Annotated in this window: 14 protein-coding genes and 1 pseudogene; 9 read left to right on the top strand and 6 right to left on the bottom strand. The window is 61.8% G+C overall.

Features of this window, described 5'->3' with window-relative positions:
• A partial coding sequence (locus Q0O99_RS16800; RefSeq protein ID WP_293753121.1) for a YhjD/YihY/BrkB family envelope integrity protein occupies positions 1 to 568 on the top strand: 568 nt, incomplete at its 5' end.
• Here the strand turns inward: Q0O99_RS16800 and Q0O99_RS16795 are convergent.
• From Q0O99_RS16795 to Q0O99_RS16780, 4 genes are read right to left on the bottom strand one after another with little or no spacing between them, the layout of a single operon-like run.
• A complete protein-coding gene (locus Q0O99_RS16795) occupies positions 565 to 1,905 on the bottom strand; it encodes a cytochrome P450 (protein ID WP_293753120.1) in 1,341 nt (446 codons plus the stop codon). The two genes, Q0O99_RS16800 and Q0O99_RS16795, sit on opposite strands and share 4 nt — an antisense overlap.
• Positions 1,906 to 1,945: 40 nt before the next feature.
• Complete coding sequence (locus Q0O99_RS16790) at positions 1,946 to 2,764, bottom strand: alpha/beta hydrolase (RefSeq protein ID WP_293753119.1); 819 nt, start codon at positions 2,762 to 2,764, stop codon at positions 1,946 to 1,948.
• Between the two features lie 15 nt (positions 2,765 to 2,779).
• Entirely contained in the window at positions 2,780 to 3,199 is a 420-nt protein-coding gene (locus Q0O99_RS16785) for a GNAT family acetyltransferase (RefSeq protein WP_293753118.1), read from the bottom strand.
• Between the two features lie 3 nt (positions 3,200 to 3,202).
• Positions 3,203 to 4,498: an O-acetylhomoserine aminocarboxypropyltransferase gene (locus Q0O99_RS16780; RefSeq protein ID WP_293753117.1), complete on the bottom strand. Its 1,296-nt coding sequence runs from the start codon at positions 4,496 to 4,498 to the stop codon at positions 3,203 to 3,205.
• Between the two features lie 113 nt (positions 4,499 to 4,611).
• On the opposite strand from Q0O99_RS16780, the gene Q0O99_RS16775 reads away from it, so the two are divergent.
• The 4 genes from Q0O99_RS16775 to Q0O99_RS16760 all read left to right on the top strand — a co-directional run bounded on the left by Q0O99_RS16775 (position 4,612) and on the right by Q0O99_RS16760 (position 8,531).
• The gene (locus Q0O99_RS16775) at positions 4,612 to 5,070 is read left to right on the top strand and encodes a CBS domain-containing protein (protein ID WP_293753116.1); all 459 of its coding nucleotides are present in this window, start codon (positions 4,612 to 4,614) and stop codon (positions 5,068 to 5,070) included.
• Between the two features lie 190 nt (positions 5,071 to 5,260).
• Entirely contained in the window at positions 5,261 to 6,358 is a 1,098-nt protein-coding gene (aroC, locus tag Q0O99_RS16770; protein WP_293753115.1) for a chorismate synthase, read from the top strand.
• A 3-nt stretch (positions 6,359 to 6,361) separates the two neighbouring features.
• Positions 6,362 to 7,543 carry an MFS transporter gene (locus tag Q0O99_RS16765; protein ID WP_293753114.1) on the top strand — a complete coding sequence of 394 codons (1,182 nt, stop codon included), beginning with the start codon at positions 6,362 to 6,364 and terminating at the stop codon, positions 7,541 to 7,543.
• Between the two features lie 85 nt (positions 7,544 to 7,628).
• Entirely contained in the window at positions 7,629 to 8,531 is a 903-nt protein-coding gene (locus Q0O99_RS16760; RefSeq protein WP_293753113.1) for an alpha/beta hydrolase, read from the top strand.
• Between the two features lie 36 nt (positions 8,532 to 8,567).
• Here Q0O99_RS16760 and Q0O99_RS16755 read toward each other — a convergent pair whose 3' ends face one another.
• On the bottom strand, positions 8,568 to 11,225 hold the full coding sequence (locus tag Q0O99_RS16755) for a [protein-PII] uridylyltransferase (protein WP_293753112.1): 2,658 nt from the start codon (positions 11,223 to 11,225) through the stop codon (positions 8,568 to 8,570).
• 1 nt (position 11,226) lies between these two features.
• Complete coding sequence (map, locus tag Q0O99_RS16750) at positions 11,227 to 12,042, bottom strand: type I methionyl aminopeptidase (RefSeq protein ID WP_293753111.1); 816 nt, start codon at positions 12,040 to 12,042, stop codon at positions 11,227 to 11,229.
• 134 nt (positions 12,043 to 12,176) lie between these two features.
• Here map and Q0O99_RS16745 point away from each other — a divergent pair, with 134 nt between their 5' ends.
• The 4 genes and pseudogenes from Q0O99_RS16745 to Q0O99_RS16730 form a co-directional block, all read left to right on the top strand.
• Complete coding sequence (locus Q0O99_RS16745) at positions 12,177 to 12,863, top strand: GntR family transcriptional regulator (protein ID WP_293753110.1); 687 nt, start codon at positions 12,177 to 12,179, stop codon at positions 12,861 to 12,863.
• A complete protein-coding gene (locus Q0O99_RS16740) occupies positions 12,860 to 13,792 on the top strand; it encodes a phytanoyl-CoA dioxygenase family protein (RefSeq protein WP_293753109.1) in 933 nt (310 codons plus the stop codon). Before Q0O99_RS16745 ends, Q0O99_RS16740 begins: the two co-directional genes overlap by 4 nt.
• Entirely contained in the window at positions 13,729 to 15,072 is a 1,344-nt protein-coding gene (locus tag Q0O99_RS16735; RefSeq protein ID WP_293753108.1) for a Gfo/Idh/MocA family oxidoreductase, read from the top strand. Before Q0O99_RS16740 ends, Q0O99_RS16735 begins: the two co-directional genes overlap by 64 nt.
• A 319-nt stretch (positions 15,073 to 15,391) precedes the next feature.
• Positions 15,392 to 16,263, top strand: a pseudogene (locus Q0O99_RS16730) (phosphoribosylformylglycinamidine synthase); the annotation flags it as partial.

Here is a 16,263-nt window from a genome sequence, read left to right as displayed (position 1 = left end):
GTTGGCCAAAAAAGGCATGGCCTTTTATCTGCTGGAAGTGCCCACCTATTCACTGGTCTACGGGGCCTTTGCTGCGGTACCGATTTTACTGGTCTGGATTTATGTGACCTGGCTGTTGGTCTTGCTGGGGGCGGTGCTGGCGTCCAGCTTGCCAGAGCTGGGGCGTGAGCATTGGCGCAAACCCGAAGGCGCGGGCTGGTCGTTCAGGTTGGCCCTGGAGGTCTTGGCTGAGCTCAATGCCGCCAAGTTGACGCAGCAGCGGGGCTGGAGTGCCGGGGCTTTGGCCGCCCGCTTGCGGGTGGAGCTGGGCGAGTTGCAGCAAGTGTTGACCGTTTTGCATGCGCTCGATTGGGTCGGCCGTCTGACTGAGCAAAACGACCAGGCCCAAGCAAGGCAGGTTTTGCTGATCGACCCGGCCCAGGCCCTTGTGGCCCCTCTGGCCAACCGCTTGCTGGTGCTGCGGGCCTCGGCAGCCGACCCGCTGTGGCTGCAAACCGGTTTGGACCAAGTTCGGCTGGCGTCCTTGCTGCCTGCAGTGCAGCTTGAAGGTTCGTCTTCTGGCGTTTAAAGGGTCGAAAAAGTGGCGTGTAAAAAGCCTCGAAACCGGGCCCGCCCGCCGCGCTGGGGCGCTTGGGTGAGCTGGAAATCGGGAAAGCGTTGCAAAAAGCGGCCGATGGCCACGCGGCCTTCCAAGCGCGCCAGGCTCAGGCCCGCGCACTGGTGTACGCCAAAGCCAAAGGCCAGGTGTTTGTTGCCGGTGCGGCGCAGGTCTAGTTGTTCGGGGTCTTGGTACACCGCCGGGTCGCGGTTGGCTGCGCCGATGCACAGCGTGAGTAACGCGCCTGCGGGCAGTTCGACACCGTTGACCTGTGTGGCCTGCAAGGCGCGGCGGTTGCTCAGTTGGTTGGACGATTCAAAGCGCAAAAACTCGTCTACTGCGAGCCCCATGATCCGATCACGTTCTTCGTCGTTGGCCGCTTGCTTCAGGTCTGCTTTCAGTTGCTCACGCTGCTCGGGCCATTCTTGCAAGCTGATGAGGGCGTTGCCGATCAGGTTGGTGGTGGTCTCATGCCCGGCGTTGAGCAAAAAAATGCAGTTCTGCAACAGCTCGACTTCGCTCAGGGCGTCGCCACCCTGTTCGCTATCTTTCTCGCCCTGGATCAGCCGCGTCAGCACGTCGTGCTCCGGGTCGCCCGGGTGTTGGCGGCGTTCCGCCACCAACTCGCGCAGATAGGCCAGAAATTCGGTGACGCTGCGGTTGCCCAGCGCTTCTTGCTCAGGGCTCAGGGCAGGCTCCAGCGCGCCCAAAATGGCCAGCGACCAAGCACGCAGGGGCTCGCGCTCGGCGTGCGGCACACCCAACAGGTTGCCGATGATCTCGACCGGAATGGCCGAGGCGAAGTCCTCGATCAGGTCGCCACCGCCCTTCGCCTCGATCTTGTCGAGCAGGCTGTCCACCAGCAGCACCAAACCCGGCTCCATGGCTTCAATGGCGCGGCGCGTCAGCGCCCCCATGATCAGGCGGCGCACCCGGGTGTGCAGCGGTGGGTCATTGAAGACCAGGCTGTTCGTGTGGTGCTCGAACAGCGGGGCCACACCACTGGCTGTGGCGTAGGGTGGCTGGTTGAACGGGGCGTGGTTGTATTTGGGGCCGAACTCGACTTGTTTGTCGGAGCTGAAGACCTTGGCGTCACGGTACACCGCCACCAAATCGGCATGGCGCGTGAGGAAATACGACCCATCGGGCATGCGTTTGAAGGGCTCGGCCTCGCGCAACGCGGCATAGACCGGATACGGGTTGTCCAGAAAGTCGCGCGGCAAAGCCCGCAGGTCCAGCGATTGGGCGATGTGCTTGGCCCTCTCGGCCGACAAGGGTGGGGTGATGTGGGCGGTCAATGTGTTCATGTTGTAGGTGCGCACCCCTGTGCGCGAATGGCTGTTCAGCTCACGGTTTCAAGAAATCCTTGAGGGCCTGCAATACGCCCTCGGGTGCTTCGGTCATGAGCGAATGGCCTGCGGGCAGCTTCACCACTTTGGGCTTTGGGCAAAGGTCAATCAGGCTTTGTGCGGCCTTGGGTGGCGTCATCTGGTCGGCGCTGCCCAACACAAACAGGACGAGGCAAGTGACTTTGGGCATGGCGGCTTCAGCGCCTCGGTAATCGTCACAAGCCTTGAAGCCGGTATGGAAGACATTGACCTGTGTGTTGCTGGCCAGCACGCGGCGCATCAGCGCTTTGCTGCCGCCATACAGCCAGGTGCCAGGGCCCAAGGCTGAAGGCGGTGGGGCCAGCGTGGAATGCGAAAAGCTGTTGACCATGTCGATCGCCTTGAACGGGGCGCTGACCGACAGGTCGAGCAAGGCAGGCGACACGCGCATGGGGTAGGCGGTGCCGACCATCACCAGATGGCTCACTCGCCCCGGGTGCGATGCCGCGTCACGGGCGGTGGCTTCGAGCGCGATCAGCGAGCCAAAGCTGTGGCCGATCAGCGCGGCTTTGTCGATCTTCATCGCATCGAGCAGGGCGATGACGGTGTCGGTCGCTTCTTCCACGCTTGGCGGCGGTGTGCCTTCGCTTTTGCAGTGGCCCGGCAGGTCAATCGCCAGCACGTTCCAGCCGTGGTGCGCCATGTAACGGGTTTGCAAAATCCAGACGCTGTGGTCGTTGAGCACGCCGTGGATGAACACGGCCGTGGGCTGGGCGGGGTTGAATTCTTTGCCGCCGGTGTAGGCGTAAAGGCGGTGAAGAGGCAATGTGATGTGCATAGCGGTTATCGGTTCTCAATGGTCTGGGATCAGCCGTTTGCCCAGGCAAACCACCACGTCTTCTTGGTAGCCCAGAGCTTGGTAGAAAGACACCACCGAGGTGTTGCCAGCTCTAACCAGCAAGCTCAGTTTGGGGCAGCCCGAGGCAAGCAGCAGCGCTTCGCCGTGCTGCATCAATGTTTTGGCATGGCCTTGGCGCTGGTGGTCAGGCGAGACGGCCAGGTAATTGACCCAACCGCGATGGCCTTCGTAGCCAAACATGGCACTGGCCATCAAGCGGCCATGTACATCACCCACCAAAAACAGGTCTGGGCGAACTTGCAGTTTGCGGGCTATGTCTTTGTAAGGGTCGTTCCAAGGTCGGGTCAGATCACAGCTTTGCCACAAAGCCACCACGGCGGCTTCGTCAGAGGTTTGGTAGGCGCGAATTTTCATGGATCAAGCCTTTTCAGCGGCTTTGAGCGCTTTTTTCAGATCGTCAATCAAATCGGCCGGGTCTTCCAGGCCAATCGACAGCCGGATCGTGCCGGGGCCAATGCCGCTGGTGACCAGCGCCTCATCGCTCATTCGGAAATGCGTGGTGCTGGCCGGGTGGATCACCAGGCTGCGGCAGTCGCCCACGTTGGCCAGGTGGCTGAACACTTTCAGGGTTTCGATGAACTTTTGCCCTTGGGCGCGTGAGCCCTTGATGTCGAAGCTGAACACCGAGCCGGCTCCACGTGGCAAGAGTTTATGCGCCAGCGCGTGTGAGGGGTGGCTTTCCAGCATCGGGTGGCCCACGCGGCTGACCAGCGGGTGCGCGGCCAAAAATTCGACCACTTTGGCGGTGTTTTCCACATGGCGGGCCATGCGCAGGGGCAGGGTCTCGATGCCTTGCAAGATCAGCCAAGCGGTGTGCGGGCTCATGCAGGCGCCGAAGTCGCGCAGGCCTTCGCGCCGGGCGCGCAGCAAAAAGGCGCCCACAGTGCTTTCTTCGCTGAAGACCATGTTGTGAAAGCCTTCGTAGGCTTGGCTCAGTTCGGCAAATTTGCCCGATTTGTCCCAGTCAAAGCTGCCGCCATCGACCACCACGCCGCCCACCACCGTGCCGTGGCCCGACAAGAACTTGGTGGCTGAGTGGTAAACCAGATCGGCCCCGTGGTCAAAAGGCTTGATCAGCCAGGGCGAGGTCAGGGTGGAGTCCACCAAAAGCGGAACGCCAGCCTCGTGCGCGATGGCGCTGACCGTTTCGATGTCCAGCACGTCCATGCCGGGGTTGCCCACGGTTTCGCCAAAAAAGAGTTTGGTGTCGGGCTGCACGGCGGCGCGCCAGGCGTCCAGGTCGCCGGGTTTGACGAAGGTGGTGCGGATGCCGAAGCGGCTCAGGGTGTAGTGCAGCAGGTTGTGGGAGCCGCCATACAAAGCCGACGAGGCCACGATGTGCGAGCCCGCACCCATGAGGGTGGCGATGGCCAAGTGCAAAGCCGCTTGCCCGCTGGCGGTGGTGATGGCGCCAATGCCGCCTTCTAGCGCCGAGATGCGCTGCTCCAGCACCGCGTTGGTGGGGTTGCTGATGCGGCTGTAAACGTGGCCTGGGCGCTCCAGGTTGAAGAGGGCTGCGGCCTGGTCGCTCGACTCAAACACAAAAGAAGTGGTCAAGTGGATGGGCACTGCCCGAGCGCCCGTGGTCGGGTCAGGGGCCGCCCCCGCATGCAAAGCCAAAGTGTCAAAACCGGGATCACTGTAACCAGCCATGGGTTGTCTCCGAAAAAAAGAAAAGGCCTGCGTCGACGAAAGGCTGTGCAGGCCACACATTGTGGGCTATATTGAATCTTCGTCAGTCACACACAAACCACAGGAGAGATGCCATGAAAGTCAATGATATTTTGCGCGTCAAGGGCAGCACCTTGTTCACGGTCAAGCCCGATGAACTGTTGGCCTCCGCTCTCAACGCCATGGCCGAAAAAGACATCGGCTCTTTGGTGGTCATGTCCCATGGACAACTGGTGGGCATGCTGACGTTTCGCGAGGTGATCCAGCAAGTGGTTAAAAATGGCGGTCAAGTGGGCCAGACCGCGGTGCTTGAGGCCATGGACGCCCAGCCGATGACTTGCAGCAGTGACACCGATTTGGACGAGGTCCGCCGCATCATGCTCGAGCGCCACGCCCGCTACATGCCCATCATGGATGGGCCGACCTTGATGGGCGTGATCAGCTTTTACGATGTGGCCAAAGCCGTGGTGGACAGCCAGGACTTTGAGAACAAGATGCTCAAAGCCTACATCCGCGACTGGCCCGATCAAGAAAGCAACACGGCCCCCACCTGATTCGCTCAGCAACCCCGACATATTGAGCATGGGGTGATGGATCCGCCTCAACACAGTGCGATAACCCTTACCTAACCGTACGTGATGACCATGCCCGCTATGCTGGGCAAGCGTCAATCAGCTGGCCATCCAGTCCCCGTAAAAGCCTGCACAGCCAATGCGTGGGCCCGCTCTGGGATAATGCCCATCTATGAGCGGCAATACCTTCGGACAACTTTTCTCGGTCACCAACTTTGGTGAATCCCACGGCCCAGCCATTGGCTGCGTGATCGACGGCTGCCCCCCGGGCATGCCGCTCTCAGAGGCCGACATCCAGCCCGACCTGGACCGACGCCGCCCTGGCACCAGCAAATTCGTCACCCAGCGCAACGAGCCCGACGCGGTGCAAATCCTGTCGGGCGTGTACCAGGGCCTGACCACTGGCACCCCGATTTGCCTGCTGATCAACAACACCGATCAGCGCAGCAAGGACTATGGCGACATCCTGCAGACCTTCCGCCCTGGGCATGCCGACTACACCTATTGGCGCAAATATGGCCTGCGCGACCCACGGGGCGGTGGCCGCTCGTCGGCGCGCCTGACAGCCCCTATGGTGGCGGCGGGGGCGGTGTCCAAGAAGTGGCTGAAAGAAAAGTGGGGCACCACCTTCGTGGGTTGCATGACGCAGATCGGTGAGCTGCCGATTGGTTTTGAGAGTTGGGACCATGTGCCGAACAACCCGTTTTTTGCCCCAGTGGCCGATGTCTCGGCCTTGGAGGTTTACATGAGTGCGCTGCGCAAGTCGGGCGATTCGTGTGGTGCGCGATTGCGCGTGGTGGCCCGTGGCGTGCCCGTGGGCTTGGGCCAGCCGCTGTTTGACAAGATCGACGCCGACATTGCCTACGCCATGATGGGCATCAACGCCGTCAAGGGCGTGGAAATTGGCGCAGGCTTTGGCTGCGTGACACAAAAGGGCAGCACGGCGGGCGACACGCTCACGCCCGGGGGCTTTGTGGGCAACAACGCAGGCGGCGTGCTGGGCGGCATCAGCACCGGGCAAGACATCGAGGTGTCGATTGCCGTGAAACCCACCAGCTCCATCCTGATTGCCCGCGACTCGATTGACGCGATGGGTCTGCCCACGGAAGTGATGACCAAAGGCCGCCACGACCCTTGTGTGGGCATCCGTGCCACGCCCATAGCCGAGGCCATGTTGGCCCTGGTGGTCATGGAGCATGCCTTGCAGCACCGCGCCCAGTGCGGTGATGTGGCGCACGACTTGCCGCCCATCGCTGCAGCCAAGCCTTGAGGCATGACGCAACGCCGTCAGCTCATGCCTTTTGCCGCCTTGTCGGCCAGTTACTTCGCGCACATCGGGTTTTTTAACCCCTATTTGCCGCTGTGGTTGCAGGACATGGGCCTGAGCTTGCTCACCATCAGTGTACTCACGGCGGTGCAAGCCACCACCCGCTTGTTTGCGCCCTATGCCTGGGGTGCCATCAGCGACCGCACGGGTGAGCGGGTCAAGCTGCTGCGCATCGGGGCGGGGGTGGCGTTTGCCACGTCCTGCTTGCTGTTTTGGGATTGGGGGCCCGTCGGCTTGGGTCTGGTTTTGCTGCTGATGTTCACCCACACCAGTGCCATGATGCCCATGAGCGAGGCGGCGATGGCGCACCTGGTCAGCCAAAACGGCGCGTTTGACTCCAAGCGCTATGGCCGGGTGCGGCTGTGGGGTTCCATGGGTTTTTTGGTCACGGTGTTTGTGGCCGGGGCCTGGTTCGAGGCTTTCGGGATGAAGCACTTTCCCGGTTGGACCGTGTTCAGCCTGGGCGCGGTGCTGCTGAGCGTGTGGTGGATGCCCGACATCAAGGAGACCGCCCACCCGGTGCGCGATCATGTGTCGGTCATGCCCGTGCTCAAGCAAAAGGCGGTGCAGTGGTTTTTTGCGTCTACTTTCTTCCATGTGCTCTCGCATATCGGCATCTACGTTTTCTTCTCGCTGTACCTGGACTCTTTGGGTTACAGCAAAACCATGATCGGCGTGCTGTGGGCGCTGTCGGTGGCGGTCGAAGTGTTGTGGTTTTTCAATCAGTCCAGGTGGCTGCCGCGCGTGCCCTTGACCGGCTGGCTGGTGGCTTGCTCGGCGGTGATGCTGCTGCGCATGGGCATGACCGCCACCTGGGCCGATGTGCTGTGGGTTTTGTTGTTGGCGCAAACCCTGCATGCCATCACCTTTGCAACGCACCACACGGTGTGCATCGCCCTGATTTCGCACCATTTTCCGGGCCGCATGCGCGGACGTGGCCAGGCTTTGTATACCGTGATGGCCTATGGTTTTCCTGGCGTGATCGGGGCTTTGATGGGCGGTTTGCTCAGTGAGCGTTGGGGTTTGCAAAGTGTGTTTGTGGCCAGCATGGTGACCAGCGCTGTGGCCACCGCAGCGGCTTACAAGGTCTGGCGTTTGCAGCACCCCAAGCCCGAGGTGCCTGGCTGAATCGTCAGGGCTGTCTGCCCCCCTTTTTGATGCCCGCTTGGGTCTGCATCCCAGCCCGTTAATGTTCACCTTCGCCCAGTTCTGTATGCCATCCCAACCCCTGTCTGCCGCCGTTTTGCCTGATTTTCTGCCCGCCGAACTGGCCCTGTCTTTGGCCGGGGCCGAGCGCCACGAGACCTCTTGCCAATCGGCCCGAATGGTTTGGCACGCGTGGGGGGCTGTCGCTCTGCCAACGCTGGTCTTGCTGCATGGCGGCAGTGGCAGCTGGACGCATTGGGTGCTGTCCATTGCACCGCTGCGCGATGCGGGTTGGCGCGTGCTGGTGCCCGATTTGCCGGGCTTTGGCGACTCTGACTTGCCTGCGGGCTGCACCGATGTGAACGACTTGCCCGCGCATTTGCATGCAGGCTTGCACCAATTGCAAGGCGCTGGACTTTGCGCCGGGCCAGTGAGCGTGGCGGGTTTTTCATTTGGCGGCATGGCCGGGGCCTTGTGGTTGGCCGAGCACCCTCAGGATGCAGTGCAACTGGTGCTGGTGGGCGCACCAGGCATGGGCCTGGCGGCGCCCGATCGCACGCCTTTGAAGGGTTGGCGGCACCTGCAAAGCGCCCTGGCGCAAGAGGCGGTTCACCGCCACAACCTTTTGGCCCTGATGTTGCAGGCCCCCCAGGCGTTGGACGAGCTGGCGCTGCGTTTGCACATCGCCAATGTAAAGCGCGACCGCATGCCCCGCCGGCGCTTGTCTTCTACCGACATCGTGGCGCGGATTTTGCCGCAGGTGACAGCGAGGGTCAGTGCCATATTTGGCGAACATGACGCCCTGTACCGGGGCCGCTTGTCAGAGCTGGCGGCAGCCTTGCCCCTGATGGCCAGTCGATGGGGCAGCTGGCATGTCGTGCCGGGTGCCGGTCATTGGGTGCAATATGAAGCCGCGGCGCTTTTCCATTCGGCTTTGCTGGAAGCCCTGAGCCCTGAGCCCAAAACTTAAAGCAGAGAAGGTGGGGTCGTCAAAAAAGATCGGGCCTCAGACCGGTTGCAAGGCATGCAGCAACTCGGTTTCGATCTCGATTTGTGCACGGTTGTGCTGCAAGGCCGGGCCGCTGATGAGGAAGTTGTCTTCGACCCGTTCGCCCAAAGTACTGATCTTGGCCAGGTGCAGGTGGATGCCGTGCTGGGCCAGCACACGGGCAACGCTGTAGAGCAAACCGATGCGGTCGCTGGCCGAGATGCTGAGCAACCATTTTTGGCCTTGCTCGTCCGGATTCAACGTCACCCGGGGCGTGACCGGAAAACTCTTGACGCGGCGCGACACCCGGCCGCGAGACGGCGAGGGCAGGGGGCCGTGCTGGTCCAGGGTCTGTGTCAGGCCCGACTCGACCATGCTCATCAGCTCGCGGTAATGCTCGGGCAGCATGGGCGTGACGATTTGGAAGGTGTCCAGCGCCCAGCCGGTGCGGGTGGTGTGAATTTTGGCGTCCAGGATGCTGAAGCCTGCTTGGTCAAAATGTCCGCAAATGCGGGCGAACAAATCCGCTTGGTCGCGCGTGTAAACCAACACCTGTAAACCTTCACCGACCGGGGAGTGCCTGGCGCGCACGATGGTGCGTGACTGCTCTGGCGCGTGCAAGGCCACATGGCGCGAGAGTTGGCGCGCATGCCAGGCGATGTCGGACGCATCGTGGCGCATGAAATAGCTCAGGTCCAGCGTGTCCCAAAGCGCCTTGTGTCCTTCGTGAGGCTCGGCCTGGCGGGCCAGCTCGATCAGGGCCTCGCGTTTGCGCGCTTCCACCTCGGCAGTGGCATCGGGGGCGCGACCGCCCAGCACGCGCAAGCACGCTTTGTACAGGTCTTCCAGCAGCTTGGCTTTCCAGGCATTCCAGACCTTGGGGCTGGTGCCCCGGATATCGGCCACGGTGAGCAGGTAAAGGGCTGTCAAACGGCGCTCGTTGCCCACGCGCTTGGCAAAACGTGCGATGACTTCGGGGTTGCCCAGGTCTTCTTTTTGTGCCACGCGGCTCATGGTCAGGTGTTCACTGACCAGGAATTCGATCAGCTGCCCGTCCTCCTTGCCCACCTGGTGCTGGCGGCAGAAGGTGCGCACCTCGGTGCAGCCCAGTTGCGAGTGGTCGCCACCCCGGCCTTTGGCGATGTCGTGGAACAAGGCGGCAGCGTACAAGATCCACGGCTTGTCCCAGCCACTGGCCAGTTGCGAGCAAAAGGGGTATTCGTGGGCGTGTTCGGCCATGAAAAAGCGCCGCACATTGCGCAGCACCATCAGGATGTGCTGGTCCACCGTGTAGGCATGGAACAGGTCGTGTTGCATCTGGCCCACGATGCGCCGGAACACCCAGAGGTAGCGCCCGAGCACCGAGGTTTCGTTCATCAGGCGCATCGCATGGGTGATGCCCTGGGGCTGCTGCAGGATCAGCAAAAACGTCTGCCGGTTCACCGGGTCGGCGCGAAAACGCCCATTCATGATGGCGCGCACGTTGTACAGCGCGCGCAGCGTGCGTGCCGACAGGCCTTTGAGCCCCGGCGTGGCCTGGTAAAGCAAAAAAGTTTCGAGGATGGCGTGCGGGTGCTTTTGGTACAGGTCGTCACTGGCCACTTCGATCAGCCCGGCTTTTTCAAAAAAGCGCTCGTTCAGGGGGCGAAAAGGGTCGATGCTCTGGCCACGCTCGGTTTTGAGGCGGTCTTCGATGTTGAGCAGCAAGATCTGGTTGAGCTGCGTCACGGCTTTGGCGGCCCAATAGTATTGGCGCATCAATTTTTCGCTGGCGCGCAAGGCCAGCCGCCCTTCGGGCGTGATGTCTGAGGCGTAGCCAAAGGTCTCGGCCACATTGGTTTGAAGGTCAAACACCAAGCGGTCTTCACGCCTTTTGGCTTGCAGGTGCAATCGGGCTCGGACCAATCCCAGCAGGGCTTCGTTGCGCTTGATTTGCCTGGCCTCCAGCGTCGTGGCCAGTCCCTTGCGTGCCAGCTCGTCCCAGCTGTGGCCCAGGCCTGCGGCGCGGGCCACCCACAAAATCATCTGCAGGTCGCGCAAGCCGCCTGGCGACTCTTTGCAGTTGGGCTCCAGGGCGTAAGGGGTGTTGTCAAATTTGGTGTGGCGCTGGTTCATTTCCAGGGTCTTGGCCACCAAAAAGGCCTGCGGGTCCAGGGCCGCCTGAAATTGCTTTTGGAATTCGGTGAACAGTTTGGTGTTGCCCGTGACCCGGCGCGACTCCAGCAACGAGGTCTGCACTGTGATGTCCTTGGCCGATTCGGCCAGGCACTCGTCCAGGCTGCGCACGCTGGAGCCAATTTCCAGGCCGGTGTCCCAGCAGCTGCCAATGAAGCGCTCAAGCTGCCCCTGCAGCGCGGGGTCACCCTCCGGGGTTTGGCCCGCGGGCAGCAAAACCAGCACATCCACATCCGAGTGCGGGAACAGCTCGGCGCGGCCAAAACCGCCCACCGCCACCAGCGTCAGCTCGGGGGCGAAACCTGCGTTTTGCCACAGCTGGATCAGCAGGCCATCGGCCAGGATGGCCAGTTGCTTGAGCGTTTGTTTGAGGCCCCGCACGGCCGAGCCGCTGTCGGCCAGGACCTGCAGCACGGCGGCCTTGTCGCGCTTGTAAGTCTCGCGCAGCGTTAGCAGATTGGCCGGTTCGGCTAGATCTGGCATGGGGGCCTGGACGCTCATGTCAGGCCGTGGCTGGGGCGGTCACAAAAGCGGGCACGGCGGGGGTGCCAACTGAGACGGTGAGAACTTCGTAGCCGGTTTCGGTGACCAGCACCGTGTGCTCCCACTGGGCCGACAGCGAATGGTCTTTGGTCACGATGGTCCAGCCGTCGCCCATTTCTTTGATGTCGCGCTTGCCCGCGTTGATCATGGGCTCGATGGTGAAGACCATGCCGGGAACCAACTCGGTCAAACTGCCGGGTTTGCCGTAGTGCAGGACTTGCGGCTCTTCGTGGAACACGCGGCCAATGCCGTGGCCGCAAAACTCGCGCACCACCGAAAAACCATGCCCTTCGGCAAACTTCTGGATGGCATGGCCGATGTCGCCCAAGTGCGCGCCGGGTTTGACCTGCTCAATGCCTTTCCACATGGCGTCGTAGGTCAGCGAGGCCAGGCGCTTGGCGGCAATCGAGGCTTCGCCGACATGGAACATGCGGCTGGTGTCGCCATGCCAGCCGTCCTTGATCACGGTGATGTCGATGTTCACCGAGTCGCCTTTTTTGAGCGGCTTGTCGTTCGGGATGCCGTGGCACACCTGGTGGTTGACCGAGGTGCAGATCGACTTGGGATAGGGCTTGTAGCCTCCGGGCGCGTAGTTCAGCGGGGCCGGAATGGCCCGCTGCACATCGACGATGTAGTCGTGGCAGAGCTTGTCGAGTTCGTTGGTGGTGACGCCGGGCTTCACATAGGGGGTGATGAAGTCCAGAACTTCCGAGGCCAGGCGGCCAGCTACGCGCATCGCAGCGATGTCGTCGGCATTTTTGATGGTGATGGTCATGGGGAGCGATTATCCCATTGGGGCCTGGCACACGCCATGGCGGTGCTTGAAAACCATCGGCGTCGCTTGTTCAGAAAACCCCGGGTAAACCCCAATTTTGCGTCGAGCGGTCTGTTTGTATTCTGTATACAGACATGACTTCCTCTCTTCTCCAACTTACTGCGGCCCCGGACCTGGTTGAACAGGTGTACGGCCGTTTGCTTGACGCCATCAGCGAAGGGACCTTGCCGCCGGGCGAGCGTCTGACGCAGGAAGACCTGGCCCAGCGCTTGGCCGTGTCCCGCCAGCCGGTGCTGCAGGCCCTGCGCTTGCTGAAAAAAGACGGCTTTGTGGAAGACGCGCCGGGCCGCGGCGTGCGCGTCACGCAGCTCGATGTGGGTTGGATCGCCCAGGTCTACCAAGTTCGCGGCAGCCTGGATGCGTTGGCCGTGCGGCTGGCGGCCGAGCGCGGTGCCCGGCTGGATCCGGACGTGCTGCGCCAGGGGCGCCTGGCCGAAAGCGGGCGCGATGTGCAGGCCCTGATCCAGGCCGACTTGGCCTTTCACCGCGCCATTTACCAAGCCTCGGGCAACCCACTCATCGCGCAAAGCATTGACCTGCATTGGCACCACCTCAAGCGCGTGATGGGGGCGGTGCTGCAGTCATCTCACCAGCGCCAAACCGTGTGGGACGACCACGAAGCCATTGCGCATGCGATTGCCAAAAACGACGCCGATTTGGCCGTGCGCCTGGTGCAAGAACACGCCCACCAGGCCAGCGTGCAACTCACCGCCCGACTTTCCGAACAAATTCAACACCGCAAAAAAGGAGCACCCCTATGAAACTGACCCCCGAACAACTGGAACAATTTGACCGCGACGGTTATTTGTTTTTCCCTGGCCTGTTCACGCCCGAAGAAACCAAAAACCTGAACGATGCCGTGCCCGAGCTGTACAGCCGCCGCGAGGCCTACAACGTGCGCGAAAAAGGCAGCGATGCCGTGCGCACCAACTTTGCCGCCCACCTGTACAGCGAGCCCTTTGCCAAGCTGGCGCGCCACCCCCGCATGATCGAGCCGGTGCAAGACCTGTTTGGCGAAGAACTCTACATGCACCAGTTCAAGATCAACGGCAAGATGGCCTTTGAAGGCGACGTGTGGCAGTGGCACCAGGACTACGGCACCTGGCTGAATGACGATCTGATGCCCACCGAACGGGCCATGAACGTGGCAATTTTCCTGGACGATGTGAACGCCTTCAACGGCCCGCTCATGTTCATCCCCGGCAGCCACAAGAAAGGCGTGGTCGAGGCCAAACACGACCTGTCCACCACCAGCTACCCGTTGTGGACCGTCGACAACGACCTGATCCGCCAGCTGGTGCAGCGCGCGGGTGACAAGGATGGCGGCATCGTCAGCCCCACCGGGCCCGCCGGCTCGATGATTTTGTTTCACAGCTGCCTGGTGCACGCTTCTACCAGCAACCTCTCGCCCTGGAACCGGGTGAGCGTCTACCTGAGTCTGTGCGCCGTGTCCAACCACATCGGCCGCCACAAGCGCCCCGAATACATCGCCCACCGCGATTTCACGCCCATCAGCTGCCTGCCCGACGACTGCCTGGTCAACAGCTACCCGGTGGACTTGCCCTGGTTAAACGGCATGCCCGAAAGCGCTTTACAGACTTCCCTTGAAAAGTTGAAAGAAGCCGCATGGACCTGCACGCCAAACTCCTGCAACGCGCTGCCGAAAACCGCCCGATCCGCATCGGCCTGATCGGTGCGGGCAAATTCGGCTCCATGTACCTGGCGCAAATCCCGCGCACCCCCGGCGTGCACTTGGTCGGCATTGCCGACCTGTCGCCCGACGCCGCCCGCGCCAACCTGGCCCGGGTGGGCTGGAGCCCCGAGCGTCTGACGGCCAAGAGCCTCGACGATGCGGTCAAACACGGCACCACCCATGTGGGCGACGATTGGCAAAGCCTGGTGCGCCACCCCGCCGTGGACGTGGTCGTCGAGTGCACCGGATCGCCCCTGCACGCGGTGGACCACATTCTGGAAGCCTTTGCCCACCGCAAGCATGTGGTCAACGTCACGGTGGAGGCCGACGCCTTTTGCGGCCCCTTGCTCGCCTCCCGCGCCCAATTGGCTGGCGTGGTGTATTCGCTGGCCTTTGGTGACCAGCCTGCGCTGATTTGCGATCTGGTCGATTGGGCCCGCACCTGCGGCTTTCCGGTGGTGGCAGCAGGCCGTGGGCACAAATGGCTGCCGCACTTTTGCGAATCCACCCCCGAGACCGTGTGGGGCTATTACGGCCTCACGCCCGAACAAGCCGAACGCGGTGGCCTGAACCCCAAAATGTTCAACAGCTTTCTGGATGGCTCCAAGCCCTCCATTGAAAGCACCGCCGTGTCCAACGCCACCGGCTTGGGCGTGCCCAGCAACGGCTTGCTCTACCCCCCAGCCAGCGTGGAAGACATCCCGTATGTCACCCGCCCGGTCTCGGAAGGCGGCGTGCTCGAGCGCAAGGGCATGGTCGAAGTCATCTCCAGTTTGGAAACCGACGGCCGAAAAATCCCCTACGACATCCGCATGGGCGTGTGGGTCACGGTGGAGGCCGAGACCGACTACATCAAGAATTGCTTTGAAGAATACAACGCCCACACCGACCCCTCGGGCCGCTACTTCACCCTCTACAAACGCTGGCATTTGATTGGCCTGGAAGTGGGCGTGAGCGTGGCGAGTGTTGCCCTGCGCAACGAACCCACCGGTGTGGCCACAGGCTGGAACGCCGACGTGGTCGCCACCGCCAAACGCGACTTGAAGCCCGGCGACATGCTGGACGGCGAGGGCGGCTACACCGTTTGGGGCAAGCTGCTCCCGGCCGCCACCTCAAAACGCATGGGCGGCGTACCGCTGGGCTTGGCGCACGGCGTCAAAGTGCTGCGCTCCGTGTCCAAAGGCCAAAGCCTGACCTGGGACGACGTGGCCATGGACACCCACACCCATGCTTACAAAATCCGGCGTGAGATGGAGGCGACTTCGGTGCTGGGATGAGCTTAGAGAGAACGTCGTGCAGCAGTACAAGGGTCCGCTGTAGGTCGGCACCTTCAGGTCCGACATTTTCGGATTGGGCAATGGTCCATGTCGGGGCTGAAGCCGCCGACCTACAATTTGAAAGACCGTTCAGTGCTTGATTGGGCCGGATTGACCAAGTGGTGCTGACGGTCCCTTTTAAAAGTGATCATGATCTGTCTTTGATCTGCCTATCGAGCACAGAAATCAGGGTTTCCCCCGCTAAAATACCGCCTTTGCCGGCCAGCCCCAGTCAGCGGCCCCGGAATGACGGTTTTCTGTCCCTTTACAAGGCCACCCTGTGTCCCTGCACATCACGACTTTTGAAGGCGCCAGCGCCCTCAGCGAATTTCGAATTGCCCAATTTTTGCCCCGATTAGCCGCCATTTCGCCGCAAATTCAGGGCATTTCGGCCCGTTTTGTCCACCTGGTCGCTACGACCACGCCTTTGGCTGAGGCCCAAAAACAGACACTTTCCGCACTTCTGACTTACGGCCAGCCCTATGCCGGACCTGTTGACGGCCCCGTGATCGTGGTCAGCCCCCGCTTGGGCACCGTCTCGCCTTGGGCGTCCAAGGCCACCGACATTGCGCACAACTGCGGCTTGGAGCTGCGCCGCGTGGAGCGCCTGACGGAATACCGTTTGACCATGAAATCTGGCTTGCTCAGAACTGCCAAGCTTTCGCCCGAGCAACTGGGCCAGGTGGCGACCGTGTTGCACGACCGCATGACCGAGTCGGCCATGCCCAGCCGCGATGAGGCGGCGGCCTTGTTCACGGCCCTGGAGCCCGCACCCATGGCGCATGTGGATGTGTTAGGGGGTGGCCCTGAAATGGGAAAGACGGCTTTGGCGGATGCCAACAAGGCTTGGGGTCTGGCGCTGGCCGAGGACGAAATCGATTATTTGGTCACTGCCTTCACGGGTCTGAAGCGCAACCCCACCGATGTGGAGTTGATGATGTTCGCGCAGGCCAACAGCGAGCACTGCCGCCACAAGATTTTCAACGCCGAGTTCACCATCGATGGCGTGGCCCAGCCCAAGAGCCTGTTCGGCATGATCCGCCACACGCACCAGCAAAGCCCTCAGCACACGGTGGTGGCCTATTCAGACAACGCCTCGGTGATGGAAGGCCACAACATTGAGCGCTTTGTGGCTAGAACCGGTGAGCAGGG

Origin of the sequence: Limnohabitans sp. Rim8 (assembly GCF_945901735.1) — a bacterium.
Lineage (GTDB): Bacteria > Pseudomonadota > Gammaproteobacteria > Burkholderiales > Burkholderiaceae_C > Limnohabitans_A.
Note: the sequence above shows the minus strand (reverse complement) of the source record. Positions and strands in the feature narration are given on the sequence as shown.

Excerpts from the sequence above, each read along its gene's own strand:
- Q0O99_RS16790 (WP_293753119.1), bottom strand. The coding sequence starts at position 2,764 with ATGCACATCACATTGCCTCTTCACCGCCTTTACGCCTACACCGGCGGC.
- Q0O99_RS16775 (WP_293753116.1), top strand. The coding sequence starts at position 4,612 with ATGAAAGTCAATGATATTTTGCGCGTCAAGGGCAGCACCTTGTTCACG.
- Q0O99_RS16755 (WP_293753112.1), bottom strand. The coding sequence starts at position 11,225 with ATGAGCGTCCAGGCCCCCATGCCAGATCTAGCCGAACCGGCCAATCTG.
- Q0O99_RS16745 (WP_293753110.1), top strand. The coding sequence starts at position 12,177 with ATGACTTCCTCTCTTCTCCAACTTACTGCGGCCCCGGACCTGGTTGAA.
- map (WP_293753111.1), bottom strand. The coding sequence starts at position 12,042 with ATGACCATCACCATCAAAAATGCCGACGACATCGCTGCGATGCGCGTA.
- Q0O99_RS16760 (WP_293753113.1), top strand. The coding sequence starts at position 7,629 with ATGCCATCCCAACCCCTGTCTGCCGCCGTTTTGCCTGATTTTCTGCCC.
- Q0O99_RS16735 (WP_293753108.1), top strand. The coding sequence starts at position 13,729 with ATGGACCTGCACGCCAAACTCCTGCAACGCGCTGCCGAAAACCGCCCG.
- Q0O99_RS16740 (WP_293753109.1), top strand. The coding sequence starts at position 12,860 with ATGAAACTGACCCCCGAACAACTGGAACAATTTGACCGCGACGGTTAT.
- aroC (WP_293753115.1), top strand. The coding sequence starts at position 5,261 with ATGAGCGGCAATACCTTCGGACAACTTTTCTCGGTCACCAACTTTGGT.
- Q0O99_RS16785 (WP_293753118.1), bottom strand. The coding sequence starts at position 3,199 with ATGAAAATTCGCGCCTACCAAACCTCTGACGAAGCCGCCGTGGTGGCT.
- Q0O99_RS16780 (WP_293753117.1), bottom strand. The coding sequence starts at position 4,498 with ATGGCTGGTTACAGTGATCCCGGTTTTGACACTTTGGCTTTGCATGCG.
- Q0O99_RS16795 (WP_293753120.1), bottom strand. The coding sequence starts at position 1,905 with ATGAACACATTGACCGCCCACATCACCCCACCCTTGTCGGCCGAGAGG.
- Q0O99_RS16765 (WP_293753114.1), top strand. The coding sequence starts at position 6,362 with ATGACGCAACGCCGTCAGCTCATGCCTTTTGCCGCCTTGTCGGCCAGT.